The sequence below is a fragment of the Kaistella yananensis genome (genome assembly GCF_026107505.2).
Lineage (GTDB): Bacteria > Bacteroidota > Bacteroidia > Flavobacteriales > Weeksellaceae > Kaistella > Kaistella yananensis.
In genome coordinates, this window is sequence record NZ_JAPCHZ010000001.1 from 747384 (window position 1) to 764202 (window position 16819).

Consider the following 16819-nt stretch of genomic DNA (forward strand, 5'->3'; position numbering starts at 1 on the left):
ATTAATGTTGAATTGCTTTAAAATCTTTATTAGATCTGGGTAATCTGGTATTCTATCTAAAGCTTTTTCAACCTTTTAAAACAAGGCAGAGGACTGATATGTTAGATGAGGCTTTTACTCTCTAAGGGTATTGTTAGTTCACCTCTGCCTTGTTTATTTTAAAGGTATTAATTTTATGGATGTAAAGTAAAGATTGTATTGGCAAAAGGCGGGGCGAAGTGCAAAATTGAAAAGCAGAAATATTAATCCGCTCATGCTTTTCAATTCTGCAATTTTTTGTAAGTTAGCAGTATTGAAAAAGCATTCGCTACGTTCAGACTTCTTTGAACTAAAGTTCTTCGAAAGCCCGCACTTCGCCAATACTTTTTCCGTTAGCTGTAATCCGATTTGAAATACCGTTTTCAAAAGAAATTTAGCAAAAACAAGAAATTAATACTAAATTTGTTGTTATGAAAGAGAAAAATCTTTACATAATTGCTGGTTGTAATGGCGCTGGAAAAACTACAGCATCTTTTACTATTTTACCTGAAATTCTCGATTGTAAAGAATTTGTTAATGCTGATGAAATTGCAAAAGGTTTATCTCCTTTTCAACCCGAAAAAGTATCATTTGAAGCAGGAAGAATAATGCTTAATAGAATTGATGAACTTTTTGAACAAAATGAAAACTTCGCATTTGAAACAACTTTAGCCACAAAAACATACAAACAAAAAATCCTTAAAGCCCAAGAAAATGGATACCATACTACTCTACTTTTCTTCTGGCTCAAAAATTCGGAGTTGGCAAAAGAAAGAGTAAAATTAAGAGTTCAAGAAGGCGGACATAATATTCCTCAAGAAGTGATTGAAAGACGATTTCAAAATGGAATCAATAATCTTTTCAATATTTATCTACCAATTGTGGATCAAGTTTTGATTTTTGACAATTCGGAAGGTAAACACGAATTAATTGCTGAAAAGAATATTGATGAAGAAATCTATATTCATAATGTAGAAAAATTTAATGAATTAAAAAATTATCATGACAAAGGAAACTAAAACTGAAAGACGAAATAAAATCGTAAAAGGTCTTGAAAAAGCATATGAGAAAATGCTAGAATTCAAGAGAAAAAATAATAGCGAAATTGTAGTTATTAGAGAAAATAAAATCGTAAAAATAAAACCGTAAATTCGGACTACAGCTAACATATTTGTTTTCGCTTAAAACCAAGGCGAGCAACGAGGAATAGATGCCGGTATTCTCGAAAACGAAAAGGGTCTCATTCATATGGCAGCCGGCTTTTTTCAATGTTTTTAAAAACTTATCCACCGATTTTTGCGTATTCAGTATCTGGCCCTGTTCGGGCTGTGGGTTCGGGGTAATCATGCAGTAATCCAGCGTTAATTTTGCTACATCGATTCCGATGAAATTTGTGTAATTTTTAATAATTTAGTGGTGTTAAATTAATGTTGAATTGCTTTAAAATCTTTATTAGATCTGGGTAATCTGGTATTCTATCTAAAGCTTTTTCAACCTTTTAAAACAAGGCAGAGGACTGATATGTTAGATGAGGCTTTTAATCTCTAAGGGTATTGTTAGTTCACCTCTGTCTTGTTTATTTTAAAGGTATTAATTTTATGGATGTAAAGTAAAGATAGTATTGGCAAAAGGCGGGGGAAAGTGCAAAATTGAAAAGCAGAAAAAATAATCCGCTCATGCTTTTCAATTCTGCATTTTTTTGTAAGTTAGCAGTATTGAAAAAGCATTCGCTACGTTTTGGATTTCTTGAACTTTTAGTTCTTCGAAAGCCCGTCCTCTATAAATACCCAAACCATTGGGTGTAATACAGAATCCAACTTCACCCTATGAATCAAGAAAATAAGGCAAAAGTTCTAAATCAATATATAAATCAGTATTTACCTATAATTGAATCTAATTTATCAATTTTAAGAAGTAATTCGAATTTACGAATTCCTTATTGCCAATTTTTATTTTCTATCTTAGATTATTTTGGTTTTCTATATAATATTGCTCACAATAACTTATATTCAACACGGGGAACAAAAAATATGAAAGATTTTTTAGGGTCAAAATACTTTCCAAATGAAATTCATAAGAAAATAAGAATATTGGATTTTATTCGAAATGGAGTAATGCATCAAATTTTTCCTAAAGCCTCAAGTTTAGACACGAAGAATATTGATAAATTATTTCACGAAGATCTATCTATTAAACCATTTCCGGCATTAAACTTAATTAAACTAGAAAATGTAATTATAAAAGCTATTACTTTATTTATAGAAGATGTAAAAATTAATTCAGAATTTGTAGACAATCTACATAATCAACTTTTTATTGAACATCCATATTTTGATGATCACAAGAATTTTAATAAAATTATTCAAGATGATTTTAACGGAAACATAAATAATCTATTTAGCTAATTTGTACTACACATAACACCGGTAACCGTTGCACAACTCTGATTTTATAAACAGCAGCGTGCAAAAACACAAAAAAACGACCTTCTTTAAGCGATTTAAAGGAGGTTTTTATTTTTGCCGGTGAAAGTTTCCGGGATTTCAGGTGAGCTTAAATGGAAGCTATTGAAGCCGTTGCCTTTTACCGTGAACCATAACCTTCTCCACACACAGGAAAGCACTTTTCTGAAAAGTTCCAGAAACAGTTGTTCTCGAAACAGCTGCCGCTTGCGGCTCAGAGTGCAACGCCACGGCAGTTCTTCATCAAGGTCATAGCCCAGAAACAGGCGTAAATCCAGGCTGAGTTGATAGAAAATCTTGGATGTGTATTTTTTCTTTCCCTGCACAGGCTAATTTAGGGAAATTAAAGTTTTAAAAAGGCAAAGGAAGTTTTCTGTATATTTGGTTGTGCAACAGGCACAGCGAATATCTCTTATGTCGTGGAAAGTGGTAAATTCAAGCTTTAAGCTTTTAAGTAAATTTGCTGCAAACCGACAAAAAAAGTGCTTCAAAAACCGCTACAAGCAATATACTCAAACCTCTGTCCGTCAGATTAAAACGACAGCCTACAAAATATTAACAGACAAAAAACAGAAAATATGAAATTCATTTATTACAACTTTCTTTTTATACTTGTAGCATTGACAAGTTGCTCAAACGCATCACAACCTAACGACCCTATTCCAAAACACGAAACTTTTAAAATTCAATCTAAACAAGTTGGAGAAGAAAGAGTAATCAATGTTTGGACACCTGAAAATTATAAAACAAGTAAAGACTCTTTGCCAGTAATGTATATGGCAGATGGAGGAATAAAAGAAGACTTTCCTCACATTGCAAACACTTTGGCTAAACTGATTAAAGAAAAGAAAATAAAACCTTTGCTACTTGTCGGAATTGAAAATACTCAACGAAGAAGAGATTTGACAGGCTTTACAGAAGTAGCAAAAGACAAAGAAATTGCACCAGTTGTTGGTGGTTCAGACAAGTTTAGAGCTTTTATCAAAGAAGAACTTTTCCCTGAAATTAACAAACGATACAGAACGACGACCGAAAAAAGTATCATTGGAGAATCTGCATCAGGACTTTTTGTAATGGAAACATTTTTCCTTGCACCCGAAATGTTTGACAATTATATCGCTTTTGACCCTTCACTTTGGTGGAACAATCATTATTTGGTAAGGACAGCAAAAGAACATTTAGCAAATTTCCCCATAGCAGAAAAACGGATTTGGTTTGCAGGTTCAAATGCAGAAGATATTTCGCCTTACACAAAAGAATTAGCTGAAATTTTGAAGGCAGAAAATCTAACAAATATTAAATGGAAATTTTCTGACGAACCAAAAGAAAAACATACGACAATTTTTAGAGCAACTAAGGAGAAAGCAATTATTTGGACACTCAACAAAACTGAATAAAAAGCCGACGCATCCTGGGATCTGTTGCTCTGGTTATTATGACTGCCGCGGCGGGCACTTTAATCTACCTTCAATTTACGGACCGCTGAGGAATTGCGGCAGTGCCTGGCAAAACAAAAGTCTTTTAAGATATTTTAACCTTTTATCCTTCCGTGAAATTTCCCTGAAAACCCTAACTTTGTAGAAAGTAAAAAATAAATGGAAAGTAAGAAACAGTTTTTTCTCGAATGCTATGAGTTAGGAATTATTAAATTCGGCCGTTTTACTCTTAAAAGCGGAATCGAAAGTCCGTTTTATGTGGATTTAAGACCATTGGCGTCGGACCCAAAAATTTTGAAACGGCTGGCGAACTATCTGCTCGATATGCTTCCACTCGATAATTTCGATCTCATCTGTGGGGTTCCTTACGCCGCACTTCCCATGGCAACTGCAATGTCGCTGGAAAGCTATCTTCCTCTCATCATTAAAAGAAAGGAGGCCAAAGATTACGGCACCAAAAAAATGATTGAAGGCATTTATACGAAAGGACAAAACTGTCTTCTTGTCGAAGATGTAATCACCAGCGGAAAATCTCTTCTGGAAACGATTCCCGAGATTGAGGACGAAGGTATTACGGTTTCTGATATTGTAGTGGTTCTTGACCGTGAACAGGGCGGAAAAGAAATGCTTGAAGGTAAAGGCTACCGCGTACATACCCTGTTCACCATTTCGGAAGTCTGCAAAATGCTTAAAGAAGAAGGACATTTAACCGACGACGAAGTTTTAAGAATCGACGATTTTCTTAAAGGAAACATAGTGAAATTTGAAGAGAAAAAACGCGCATCTTACGAAACAAAACTCGCAAACGCTGAACATTCTGTTGCGAAAAAGCTTCTGGAAATTTCGCTTGAAAAAAAATCAAACCTCATCGTCTCTGCCGACGTTATTACCACGCAAGAACTGCTGGATCTTGCTGAAAAAGTCGGTCCACACATCGTGGCTCTTAAAACACATATCGATATTATTACCGATTTCGATCCGGATACCACAATTCTTCCGCTGAAAGATCTGGCAACCAAATATAATTTCATGCTGATGGAAGACCGCAAATTTGCAGATATCGGCAATACCCAGGAACTGCAGTTTTCGTATGGAATCTACAAGATTTCGAACTGGGCAGATTTTGTCACTTCGCACGTAATCGGAGGTTACGAAGCGCTGGACTGTTTTCTGAATGTAGGCGTTGTAGCGATTGTGGGCATGTCTTCCAAAGGAACTTTAACCAACAAAAACTATCAGGAAGAAGCTTTAAAAATCGCACAGTCGCACCCGAACGTTATTGGCGGTGTTTCCCAAAAACAGCTTCCTGAAGAACTTCTTCTTTTCACGCCGGGTGTGAATATGGGCGACTCGGGCGACGGAAAAGGCCAGCAATACCAAACGCCTGAATATGTTTTCAAAAACCTGCAGACTGATTTTATGATTGTAGGCCGTGGCATCTATAAAGCTGAAGATGCTGAAAAAGCAGCACTCAACTACAAAATTGCCGGCTGGAACGCCTATCTGGAGAGTCTGTAAAAGGTAAAGCATTCCATGGCTAATATAATTCTGCTCTTTCTTTGTCTCTTCCTCGGTGTTTTTCTGAGGAAGACCAAACTCTTTCCGGAAGACGGGCATCTGGCACTGAATTCTTTTGTGATCAATATTTCGCTTTCGGCGCTGTCGCTCTATTATATTCCGAAACTACTCTTAAGTTTTGAGGTTATTTTTCCCGTCGCAATCGCCTGGCTCAATATCTTTCTGTCACTGGTATTCTTCAGTATTCTTTCTAAAAAGTTCAAATGGTCTAAATCCCTCACCGGCGCGCTCATCATGTGTGCGGGTTTCGGAAATACTTCTTTTGTGGGGATTCCGGTTATTCAGTCGCTTTTCGGGGAAAACGGCCTGAAAACGGTGATGCTCGTCGATCAGCCGGGTTCTTTCGTGGCGCTTTCCACCGTAGGAATCGCTGTGGCTAATTATTATTCGGGCACGAGGAATTCTGTTGCTGAAATTTTCAATAAAATCATAAGGTTTCCGCCTTTTATCGCTTTTTCAGCAGCCGTACTCCTGAATATCTTCAGCATCCCGGTTGCCGCAGATTTAGATGAAGTTTTCGGAAAGCTTGGCGCTACAACGGTTCCCTTAGCTTTGGTTTCTGTTGGAAGCCAGCTGAAATGGGAACCTCCCAGAGAATATTCGAAGCCTTTGCTGTGGGGACTTCTGTTTAAGCTTATCCTTTTTCCGGCATTTATTTTCGTCCTGTATTTTATAGTGTTAAAGCAGCGTGGTGAAACGGTGGAAATTGCTTTTCTGGAAGCCGCCATGGCGCCGATGATCACCGCGGCAATTATCGCATCAACCCATAAACTGGAGCCCAAACTTTGTAATCTGATGGTAGGTGTGGGCATTCCGCTTTCTTTTATAACACTGGCAGTATGGTATTTGCTTCTGCAGTATTATTTGTAATTTTAAACAGCTGTTTCTTACCTTATATCAATTGGTCGCTGGTTTTCAGGCTGTATCTTTGTAAATCTTAAATTTAAAACAAATGAAAGTAAATATCTGGAGCGACATCCGCTGTCCGTTCTGTTATGTAGGAAAAAAGAAATTTGAAAAAGCTTTATCACAGTTTCCACATGCTGATAAGATTGAAGTTACGTGGCACAGTTTCCAGCTTGATCCCAGTTTAGAGACTCAGCCCGAGGTGAATCCTTACGATTATTTCTCGAAAATAAAAGGCATCCCTGTAAGCCAGGCAAAAGCAATGCACGAACATGCAAAAAACGCCGGAAAAGAAGCAGGCATCGATTTTAATTTTGATGACACCAAAGTGGCGAACTCTTTCAAAGGACATCTTCTCATTCAGCTGGCAAAGAAGAAAAATTTGGCTGACGCTATGGAAGAAGCTCTTTTTGAAGAGCAGTTTATTTCAGGAAAAAACATCGATGATGAAACTGTACTTCTTGAAACCGGAAAATCTGTAGGTCTTACTGAAGAAGAAGTTAAAAATGCTTTAGTATCCGATGAAATGGCACATGCTGTAGCACAGGATGGGTTAATGGCAAGACAGTTGGGCATCAACGCGGTGCCGTTTTTTGTCTTCAATGATAAATATGGTATCTCTGGAGCTCAGCAGCCTGAACATTTTCTGGAAGTGCTCACCAAATCTTTTGAAGAGTTTTCTGCCGGTGACAAAGGCTTGCAAATCATCAGCCAGGGAGAAAGCTGCGATACCGACGGAAACTGCGATTAAGTATTTCTTATCTTAGATCAATGCCCAACCATCTTATCAATTTTATTTTTGCACTATAATTAAAACAAAAAAGTATTATGAAAAAGTTACTCTCTATCCTTACGGTATTTATGTTCACCGTATCCACATTTGCTCAGTTGAATCTGAAAAGCGATGCAGCCCACTCCAGAATCCAGTTTACTGTTACTCACCTTGGGATTAACGACATTACAGGAAACTTCGATAAGGCAGATTTAACCATTAAAGCAGACGAAAAGAATTTCGTGAATTCTAAACTTACCTTCTCTGCAGATGTAAACTCCATCAACACGCACATTGAAGCCAGAGACAATCACCTGAAAAGTGCAGATTTCTTCGATGCAGCAAAATTCCCAACAATGGATTTTACCAGTACGTCCTTAACCAAAACAAAAAAGGATCAGTACACGCTTAAAGGCAACCTGACCATGCACGGCGTTACAAAACCGGTTACCTTAACTTTGATTTACAAAGGTTCTACGGTTAACGCAATGAACAAAAAAACAACCTACGGCTACCAGGTTCTGGGAACACTCAACAGATCTGAGTTCAACGTAGGTCCTAATTTCCCTGCACCCATGATCAGCGATCTTGTAAGCATTAAAGGAGATTTTGAACTTACAGCTGAATAATTTTAGTTTGTGTTTTTAGTAGTTGAAACGGAAGTTTGGGAAACCAGATTTCCGTTTTTTTTTATTTCAGAGCCCGGAATCTTTTGATGGAAGTTGGGCTGAAAGTATATTTTGCCGTTACGGTTTTGGGCGCATTCACATCCAATTCATACCAAGGTGAAAGTTCCGGATGGGCAGTATTTTTAAGAATGTGAATATCCTGCGCCGGCATGAAACTTTCCGCCAGAAGATAAAGCCTTCTTCCGGCATTATTCGTCGCTATACCCATAATGATTACCGAATGCCCGGGACTTCCGGGTTTGATGATGAAATCGCCTGTTTTGATGTCTGAATTCTGCGTAACCGGCACCGCTTCCCTATCCAAAGAAATAGTTCCCGCATAAAGGAAAATAATATTCAGGTAATCCCGAAAAGCGGTATAAGATTCATTAACAACACCCGAATCGTAGAAACTTACTTTTTTCTTTGATTCTTTTGTCCGGATTCCGTTTTTATAATCCTTCCAGGCAAAAAACTGTCCGCTGGTAAATTCGAAACCAATTTCATCAAAGCGTTTCTGAGACCACAGATATTCAGCATACAGCCTCATCCACGCGTCTGCACACTGCTGCAGGTCTTTTTCGCCAACATCAATTTTCAGAAGCGCCATATGCCGGTCCTGCGTTTTCACCGGAACCATTCTGTAATCGCGCACCGGAAAACCGGGAGGATGCAGCGGAAAATTCACCAGATATTCACCGAAACTTCCGGGTTGCTCTTTCATCCAGAAATATCCTTTGGGAGGAGTAAATCGCGTGATGATTTTAGATTTTTTAAGATCGACAAGCAAAGGCTCGGTCGTTTCAGTCACCTGAGAGAACACAAGCTGAACGCACATAATTCCCAGAAGAAACGTAATATGGTATAATTTTCGCAAATGCTGGACTTTAATCAAAATTAATTATTATTTGTAAATAAATTATAATTAAATCGGTTTACGAAAAACATCATTATATTTGAGGGTTACATTAAAATGAATAGAATTTTCTGCGGCTTTTTACTGATTTTGAATTATGTTGCGGTTTCGGCGCAGCAGGACAGCATTTACATCGAAGCTGAAATTAAAGCAAACCAAAGACAAATAACTGTAAATCAGGATATTGCTTATACCAATATTTCGTCTACTGATGCAGATACCATCAAACTCCTCAATTGGACTGCCGCCTACAAAACTTATACTACCCCACTCGCTAAAAGAAAGCTGGAAGACCGCAAAAGTGATCTTTACTTTGCCAAAAGTCATGAATTAGGAAGCGTAGAAAATCTGGAAATTAAAATTGAAGATAAAACTGTATCAAGCCCTTCCACAGATGACGAAAACATTTTTATTCCGCTTTCTAAAAGTCTGAAACCTGGCGAACAGGTTAAGATATCCCTTCAATATGTTATAGACCTGCCTTTACAGAAATTTACAGGTTACGGAAGCGACGGTAAAGAGTGGATGCTGAAATATTTCTTCATTGTTCCGGACCGATTTGCTGATGATTCGTCGCAGGAAAGATATTATATCGATATTGAAGAAAACCAAAGTCCGGGCATTTACTGGAAGGTAAATCTGAACATTCCGCCCAATTATTATTCCCAGAGTAACCTCAAAGAAATTCAGCCCAATTATTTTGAAGGAAGCCTGAACCGCGATCCTGAATTTCTGATTTCTGAAAACAATTTTTCAAAGATTATTACCAGGATTGATGGTGAAAAAACAGAAATTGATTTCGGTTACCATCTGGATGAAGCCGAAAAACAAAATCTGGAGTTTTACCTGCCGCTACAACTTAATTTCATTAAAAATAAAACCGGATTTCTGCCGGAAAAAATTTTCATTTCAGAAAAATTTCGGGACAGTGAGGATTTCACCGGAATTGATGACCTTAAATTCTGGAAATTCAAATACCAACTTTTCAGTGATGCTGAAAAAACTGATTTGAATTATTTCAGCATTCTCTCCAAAAAAATTGTCGAGCAGGCCACAATTTTCGAAAAAAGAAAAGACCACTGGCTTGCTAACGGTTTGAAAACGTATCTCGAAATACAGTATATCGACCGCTATTATCCGGAGAAAAAACTGCTGGGAGAACTGCCGGAAAATCTAAAAGTTTTCGGTTTTAAACCACTGAAGCTTTTGTATGCATCCGACCTGAAACTTAAGGAACGTTATGGACTCACGTATCAGTACATCATGACGCAGAATCTGGATCAGCCGATCGGAGAATCTTTCGAAAAGTTGAGTAATTTCAACGCCAACGCCATCAGTCATTTCGAAACTGGAAGCTTGTTTTCTTTTATTGCCGAGAAAATGGGTACTGAAAAGTTCGATGATTTTATCAGTGAATATTTATCAAAAAATTCGCGCAGCCACACCGACCAGAAAGATTTCATTGATCAACTGAGCCTGGCATCCGGTTATTCCTCGGATTTCTTCGATCCCTTTATCCAAAAGAAAAACCGGGTAAACTTTAATATGAAAAGATATACCAAATCGGGTGATGAATTTCATGTAAAGATTGCGAAAAACACCGAACTTCCTATTCCTTTCAAAATCGAAACCCAGAATGCCGAGGGTGATGTGAAGGAATTCTGGTTCGATACCGACGATTCCAAGGCCAAAAAAATTTATAATATCCCACAATCTGATGCTGAAAAAATCGTGGTGAACAGTGAATATATTTTTCCGGAAAACAATTTCCGCGACAATTATCTTTATACCAAAGGACTTTTTGCCAATACCAAGAAAATAAGATTCAAGTTTTTTAAAGACATTCCCAATCCCGAATATAATGAGATTTACCTGAATCCAAGGTTAAACTTCAACGCTTATGATAAAGTGCTGGTTGGACTTAATTTCAGGAACACTTCTTTTTTTGAGCGTAAATTCAACTATTCGTTCACTCCGTTTTACAGTTCAGGAACAGGGAAACTTACCGGTTCAGGCGGTGTAGCCTACTCTTTTCAACCTGCCAATAGTTTCTACAGAAATCTTGATCTGGGTGTTTCAGCCTCACACTTTCATTATGATTATGATTTAACGTACCGAAAAGTTTCTGCTTTTGCGAGTTTTAATTTCACTAAAAACCCCCGAACCGATATTGGCAGAAGTTTAGGATTATCTTATAATTTTTTCGAAAAGGAGCTGAATCCGCTTATGGAAGACACCGAATATGCCAAATACAACCTCTGGAATCTGGGTTATGGCTATGCAGACCGAAGCATTATTCATGAAAAATCCTTCAGTACCAATCTGCAGTGGATGGAAGATTTCCAGAAGATTTCTGCAGAAGCATTTTACCGCTGGGAATATGCGCAGGATAAAAAGGTAAGTTTCAGATTTTTTGGCGGCTATTTCATCACCAATAAAACAAAAAACAATCTTTTTGATTATGGGATTTCAAGGGTTTCGAATTATGCATTTTCGTATGGGCTCTTAGGACAAAGTGCCACTTCAGGATTGTTTTCTCAACAGTTTATTCTTGCCGAAGGCGGTTTCAAGTCTCATGTTGCGAAATCGGCTAACCAGTGGATTACCGCAGTAAATATTGATTCTCATGTGTGGAAATGGTTTAACGTATATGCTGATGCCGGTGTGTATAAAAATCGGTTGATGAATCCACAGTTCATCTGGGATTCAGGTGTTAAGGTGAAGGTAATTCCTGATTTTCTGGAGGTTTACTTCCCGATCCAGAGTTCACTGGGATTTGAGCCTTCTTTTAAAGATTACGGAAGCAGAATCCGTTTTACACTGGTATTGAATTTCAACGCGATCACAAACTACTTCAGGAGAGGATGGTTTTGATGATGATGGATGTTGGGTGATGAGAGCGCGATGTTGGGAGGTCAATAATAGAAAATAAAAAAGCCGCTAGAAAAGCGGCTTTCAATATTTAAAGAAATAAAATATTAGTTTTTGATTACTTTTCTGCTCACTTTTGCAGATCCGTTATCTACAGTTACAATATAATTTCCTTTTGCCATTGAAGAGGTATTAATTGCCTGCCCGTTATCAACTCTGTTAGAGCTTACCAAACGTCCGTCTGCTGTATAAATGTTCACCGTAGCTTTTCCTGGAAGGATTAAACGAAGTTCGTTACCAACAATAGTGTTCATTTTTACAGCTTTATCGAAAGCGTTTACATCTGAAACGGCAAGATTCCCTTGCACCAATTGTACATCATCAACGTAAGAAGAACCACTACCATAAGATCTGAAAGCAACATCTATACTTGCAGCTGAAGGATGAGAAGTAAATACTACTGTATGTTGAGTCCATTCAGTTGGAGCAATCGGCAAATATCCATTGTTTGTTCTTAATGGATCATCTGCCGCAGTTGCACTGTTATAAACAGGAGCTCCAGTTGTATCTTTCATAACACTCCACAATCTGAAAATATTATTTTGATTAGTACCTTCTGGTCTAGTAGTAGACGCTTTGTACCAAAATGTAAGTGTATACTGAGTACTTCCCGCAATTGGAACATTTTGATAAAAACCTGTAGTAGCAGTAGGAAGTTCATAAGCCGCTAATTTTAAACCACTGTGTGGATTAGTAGTTAAAATTGCCGGAGCTGTATAACCGTTTCCGGTACCAGCTGCCCAGGAAGTTAAGTCACTTTCAAAACCAGGGTTTTGCACTAAATTCGTTTGGGCAAACATCATCGCTGAAGCCGAAACTAAGCCTAAAATTGTAAAGATTTTTTTCATTGCAATTGATTTAAAATTATATTCTTTTTTAAGGAGTGTAAAATTACAAAAAAAATACTTCACCGGGATGAAGTATTCTATATTTAACAAATTATTAAAACTGTTATTTTTTAATGATTTTCTGAGAAACAGCTTGTCCGTTTACAGTACCTGTTACGATATACATTCCTTTTGCCAAAGAAGCTACAGCTAAAGTAGTATTTTCGTTTACAGAAGCAGTTTTTACTACTTGTCCGTTTGCGTTGATTACTTTTACATCAGCTTTTGCAGCGAAAATAATATTGCTATCTACAACAGTGTTTTTTACTAATTTTGCTTTTGAAGCGTTTGCATCAACTACAGCCATAGAATTGTCAATAACTTCAATTTTCACATTATCAATAAATGCTCTTTTAGCAGTAGTTTCGATAGTTACTGTTGAATTTGCAAGACCTTTCCCGAAAGTAAGACTTACCGTTTCAAAAGCATCTGCCAAAGTTGCAGAATAAGTTACTGTTTGCGAGTCTTGTCCTGAAACAGTTACTTTAATATTACCTTCTACTGTAGTCCAACCTTTTACATCGAAAGTTACTTTTACAGCATTTGCATCTGTAGATAAATCTAATTCTTTTGAAGTTAAGGATCCAATAGCGCTACCAGTACCCAGTTTCACTACACCACCTGCTTGGTAAGCTTTAACTACATTCGGGAAATTTTCATTTCCATTCCAACCTGATGAAGATCCACCTGTAGTAGTATTGTTTCCAGTAGTAATAGAAGCAAAATCTTCAGAAAGAACAGTTGTTGCAACTTGAGAATACGCTGAAACAGATAATGCAGCTACTGCAAATAAAGAATAGAATTTTTTCATTTTTTAAAAAATTTAATAATTAATAATTTAGACTGCGAAACTACGATCTTTTTTGCACATATCATAACAACTGAGTTAAATTAATGTTAATTATGCAACTGCAATTTTAGAGACTGTTTTTCGTTATTTTTACAAAAACTTTTTAAGACAAGCTTTGGCTAAAAAATTATTCCTTTCCATTTTGGTTTTTGCTGCATTACAGATTACTGATGCTCAGATTTTCACGTGGAAAAATCCAAATATCCAAGATTCTCTTAAAAAGGATTCCATACTCGCAGCAAAGATTGAAAAGGATGTTTTTTCGAAAGACACTTTAGATTTCATTCGAACTCAGAATAAAATTATTATTGACGAGGGAGTGTTGGTTAAAAACACCCGTTCGCAAATTTTGGGAGATCTGAACTCGAAAGGCTCCATCATCCGGGGAATTACTTTTGGTAACAATCAGGGACAGAGCGTTCAAAGCTCCATGGATTTACAGATTTCAGGAAAATTATCGAAAGACGTCACGGTTTTGGCGTCGATTTCCGATCATAATTTACCCATTCAGGCCGACGGTTACACGCAGACATTGGAAGAATTCGACAAAATCTATATGCAGCTCAATATTAAGGACCGCTCTATTCTCCGCGCCGGGCATCTGGATTTGCTGGATGAAGCGACTTATTTCGGTCGTTTCCAGCGGCGCAGTATGGGATTGCAGTTTGAAACCGGGTTCGGAAACGAAAATAAAACCTTTATAGATGTTTCTGCAGGAGTTGCACGAAGTGAATTCCACCGCATCCGTTTTCAGGGTGTGGAAGGAAATCAGGGACCTTACCGGTTGACAGGCAAAAACGGTGAGCAGTTCATTACCATCATTTCAGGTTCGGAGCAGGTTTACATCGACGGGATTTTAATGAAACGCGGCGAAAATCAGGATTACGTCATCAATTACAACACCGGAGAAATTACGTTCACTAGTTTCAGACCCATTTTTAAACAGAATTTCATTACCATTTCCTACAATTACACCAACAGAAATTACACAAGATTTCTGGTGACCGGCGGCATCCGACATGAAAGAGAAAAATCAAAGTTCGGTTTCAACTGGTTTATGGAAAACGACAATAAAAATGCGCCACTTTCCCTGAACTTAAGCAAAGAAGACGAACAGATCCTGGCCAATGCGGGCAACAATACGGATTTGATGTATGCGCCGTCGGGAACGGTTTCGGAGTATGATGTTAACAAAATTCTATACCAGCTCATTCAAAATCCGAACGGAAATTATTACGAATTTTCAACTGATCAAAATCAAACGTTATATCAGGTTGCCTATACTTATTTCGGACAAAACCTGGGCGATTACCGTATAAAACAAACCACCAACAACGGCCGCGTTTTCGAATATGTAGGCACTAATATGGGCGAATACCGGGCCGTCAGAAAACTTCCGTCACCACAGAAAACCCAGGTTTTTTCTGCCAATTCTGAGTTTTTACTGAACAATGGTAAGATTGGGGCTGATGTTTCGATGAGTAATTTCGATGTGAATCTATTTTCATCCAAAGACTCCAATCAGAATATCGGGTATGCGGGAAGGATTTTCGGAAATAAAACCTTCAGCAGAAACAACTGGAAAGGAACGCCGAGTTTTGAATACCAGCATATCAATTCGCGGTTCCATATTCTGGACAGGATTAATGATGTAGAATTTTCCCGGGATTTCAATTTGGCGCAGGAATTCAACCAGATCACGCAAAACCGTTTTATTTTCAGCTTTTTGAATCAATGGAACAATTCCTCCTTTTTAAATTATAAAATCAATTATCTGGACGAGAAAAATTCTTACACAGGAATTAAAAACGATCTGGATTTTGGCTGGATAAAAGGAAAATTCAATACCAGAGGAAATTTTTCTTATCTCGATACGAAAGCGGTTTTTCAGGATACGAAGTTTGTAAGAAGCGGAATAATTTCTGAATATTCTACCAAAAAAGGAAGCTGGGCGATTGGCGGAAGTATGGAACATAACGTGAAAAACTTCAACGAAACGAATCAGCTGGATGTAACGAGTTTCAGCTGGAAGGAAGTTTTCATTCAGAAAAAAATCAGTGATTCTTCGCGAACGAAATTACTTACGCGGATGTATTTCCGAGATAATGATTCGGTACGAAACAATTCCCTCGAAAATATGAACCATATTTTGGGAATCATGGCAGAAAGTCAAATTATTAAAACGGAAAAAACCAGTTTGAATGCGTTGATTCACTACCGAAAATTTTACTATCAGAATCAGGATGTTGCAGCAAATCTTAATCAGGATTTTGTAGTAGGAAATATTCTTTACAACCAGCAGCTCTTCCGTAACGGAATGCGTTTGCAGGCTTTTTATGAACTCGGAAACGGGCAGGAAGCGCAGCGGGAATTTCAATACATAAAAGTGACCGACGGGCAGGGCGTTTACAAATGGACCGATTATAACGGTGACGGAATTCAGCAGCTTGATGAATTTGAAATCGCCGAATATGCCGATCTGGCGCAGTATATCAGAGTTTATACCAATACGGTAAATTATATACCGTCGAATAAAAACAAAATGCAGCTGGCCTTATTTGTGAATCCTTCCGTGGTTTTTAATTCTGAAAATCAGTTTCTTAAACGCTGGAACTTCAATATTTCACTCAATTCCCAAAACTCATTTTATAAAAGAGAAAAAGTATTGGTTCTGAATCCTTTTGAAAAAAACGCAGACCAAATCCTTAAAAACCAGAATTTCCTGGCCTCAGCGCAATTCAATCCGACCGAAAAATCCGGCTGGAATGGGAATTACCGATTCGTTGCGAATGATAATTTGGTAAATGCCAATTTCAGCAATGAGGAACGCAGCCAGGATTCGCATTTTTTAAATATTGGCTATTGGTTCAGCAAAGATTTCCGTGTTGATTGGGAAAACTCGGCGCATCATATTGAAAACGCGTCGCAGTTGTTCAATTCCAGAGATTATATTCTAAATAATTTCGAAACAAAACCGAAAGCGACTTATAAATTCACGGAAGCAGTTCAGGCAGAACTTTCTTCGGCTTTACGCCAGAAAAAAAGAATGGATGGTGAAGAATTTTTAAAAACGTTTGATCTCACCGGAAGTCTGCAGTGGGAACGCAGAAAAACTTCGGTGCGCGGCAGTTTCTCTTTCATCAGTAACGACTTTTCCGGAAACAATTTTTCGATTGTCGGCAACCAAATGCTCGATGGTTTGAAGCCTGGAAAAAATCAGGTGTGGTCGGTATTTTTACAGCAATCCATCAATTCATTCATCCAACTGAATATGAACTACGAAGGCAGAAATTCAGGAGAAAGAACGATACATATAGGATCGGTGCAGGTGAAGGCAAGTTTTTAAAGATGATGGATGTTTTAAAAAATTGTGCATTGGATGATCAACCCGATCT

The 16819-nt window shown here is 37.7% G+C and carries 14 protein-coding genes; 10 read left to right on the forward strand and 4 right to left on the reverse strand.

All coding sequences use genetic code 11. From position 1 onward, the window contains the following. Positions 1 to 449: 449 nt before the first annotated feature. From OK344_RS03385 to OK344_RS03395, 3 genes are all read left to right on the forward strand, one after another. Entirely contained in the window at positions 450 to 1037 is a 588-nt protein-coding gene (locus OK344_RS03385; protein WP_265143445.1) for an ATPase, read from the forward strand. Next, a complete protein-coding gene (locus tag OK344_RS03390) occupies positions 1021 to 1167 on the forward strand; it encodes a hypothetical protein (RefSeq protein WP_209391306.1) in 147 nt (48 codons plus the stop codon). The genes OK344_RS03385 and OK344_RS03390 overlap by 17 nt, the downstream gene beginning before the upstream one ends. Positions 1168 to 1844: 677 nt before the next feature. Next, complete coding sequence (locus OK344_RS03395; RefSeq protein ID WP_265143446.1) at positions 1845 to 2423, forward strand: hypothetical protein; 579 nt, start codon at positions 1845 to 1847, stop codon at positions 2421 to 2423. Between the two features lie 95 nt (positions 2424 to 2518). Here OK344_RS03395 and OK344_RS03400 read toward each other — a convergent pair whose 3' ends face one another. Beyond that, entirely contained in the window at positions 2519 to 2806 is a 288-nt protein-coding gene (locus tag OK344_RS03400; protein ID WP_265143447.1) for a hypothetical protein, read from the reverse strand. A 252-nt stretch (positions 2807 to 3058) separates the two neighbouring features. Between OK344_RS03400 and OK344_RS03405 the strand changes: the two genes are divergently transcribed. The 5 genes from OK344_RS03405 (at position 3059) to OK344_RS03425 (ending at position 7801) form a co-directional block, all read left to right on the forward strand. After that, positions 3059 to 3877, forward strand: a complete 819-nt coding sequence (locus tag OK344_RS03405; protein ID WP_265143448.1) for an alpha/beta hydrolase — start codon at positions 3059 to 3061, stop codon at positions 3875 to 3877. Positions 3878 to 4075: 198 nt separating this feature from the next. Beyond that, positions 4076 to 5434 carry an orotidine-5'-phosphate decarboxylase gene (pyrF, locus tag OK344_RS03410; RefSeq protein WP_265143449.1) on the forward strand — a complete coding sequence of 453 codons (1359 nt, stop codon included), beginning with the start codon at positions 4076 to 4078 and terminating at the stop codon, positions 5432 to 5434. A gap of 15 nt (positions 5435 to 5449) precedes the next feature. Beyond that, positions 5450 to 6364 (forward strand): AEC family transporter, encoded by a 915-nt coding sequence (locus tag OK344_RS03415; protein ID WP_265143450.1) that lies wholly within the window; start codon positions 5450 to 5452, stop codon positions 6362 to 6364. Between the two features lie 82 nt (positions 6365 to 6446). After that, positions 6447 to 7151: a DsbA family oxidoreductase gene (locus OK344_RS03420; RefSeq protein WP_265143451.1), complete on the forward strand. Its 705-nt coding sequence runs from the start codon at positions 6447 to 6449 to the stop codon at positions 7149 to 7151. A gap of 77 nt (positions 7152 to 7228) precedes the next feature. After that, positions 7229 to 7801 carry a YceI family protein gene (locus OK344_RS03425; protein WP_265143452.1) on the forward strand — a complete coding sequence of 191 codons (573 nt, stop codon included), beginning with the start codon at positions 7229 to 7231 and terminating at the stop codon, positions 7799 to 7801. Positions 7802 to 7862: 61 nt separating this feature from the next. On the opposite strand, the gene OK344_RS03430 is transcribed toward OK344_RS03425, so the two are convergent. Continuing rightward, positions 7863 to 8678, reverse strand: a complete 816-nt coding sequence (locus OK344_RS03430) for a DUF4846 domain-containing protein (protein ID WP_265143453.1) — start codon at positions 8676 to 8678, stop codon at positions 7863 to 7865. 135 nt (positions 8679 to 8813) lie between these two features. Here OK344_RS03430 and OK344_RS03435 point away from each other — a divergent pair, with 135 nt between their 5' ends. Beyond that, positions 8814 to 11630 carry a gluzincin family metallopeptidase gene (locus OK344_RS03435; protein WP_265143454.1) on the forward strand — a complete coding sequence of 939 codons (2817 nt, stop codon included), beginning with the start codon at positions 8814 to 8816 and terminating at the stop codon, positions 11628 to 11630. Between the two features lie 104 nt (positions 11631 to 11734). Here the strand turns inward: OK344_RS03435 and OK344_RS03440 are convergent, their stop codons facing one another. Together OK344_RS03440 and OK344_RS03445 are read right to left on the reverse strand one after the other, a co-directional pair. Then, complete coding sequence (locus tag OK344_RS03440) at positions 11735 to 12625, reverse strand: T9SS type A sorting domain-containing protein (RefSeq protein WP_265143455.1); 891 nt, start codon at positions 12623 to 12625, stop codon at positions 11735 to 11737. Between the two features lie 13 nt (positions 12626 to 12638). Continuing rightward, the gene (locus OK344_RS03445) at positions 12639 to 13385 is read right to left on the reverse strand and encodes a T9SS type A sorting domain-containing protein (RefSeq protein ID WP_265143456.1); all 747 of its coding nucleotides are present in this window, start codon (positions 13383 to 13385) and stop codon (positions 12639 to 12641) included. Positions 13386 to 13539: 154 nt separating this feature from the next. On the opposite strand from OK344_RS03445, the gene OK344_RS03450 reads away from it, so the two are divergent. Next, positions 13540 to 16770 (forward strand): DUF8818 domain-containing protein, encoded by a 3231-nt coding sequence (locus OK344_RS03450; RefSeq protein ID WP_407936695.1) that lies wholly within the window; start codon positions 13540 to 13542, stop codon positions 16768 to 16770. The last annotated feature ends 49 nt before the right edge of the window (positions 16771 to 16819 follow it).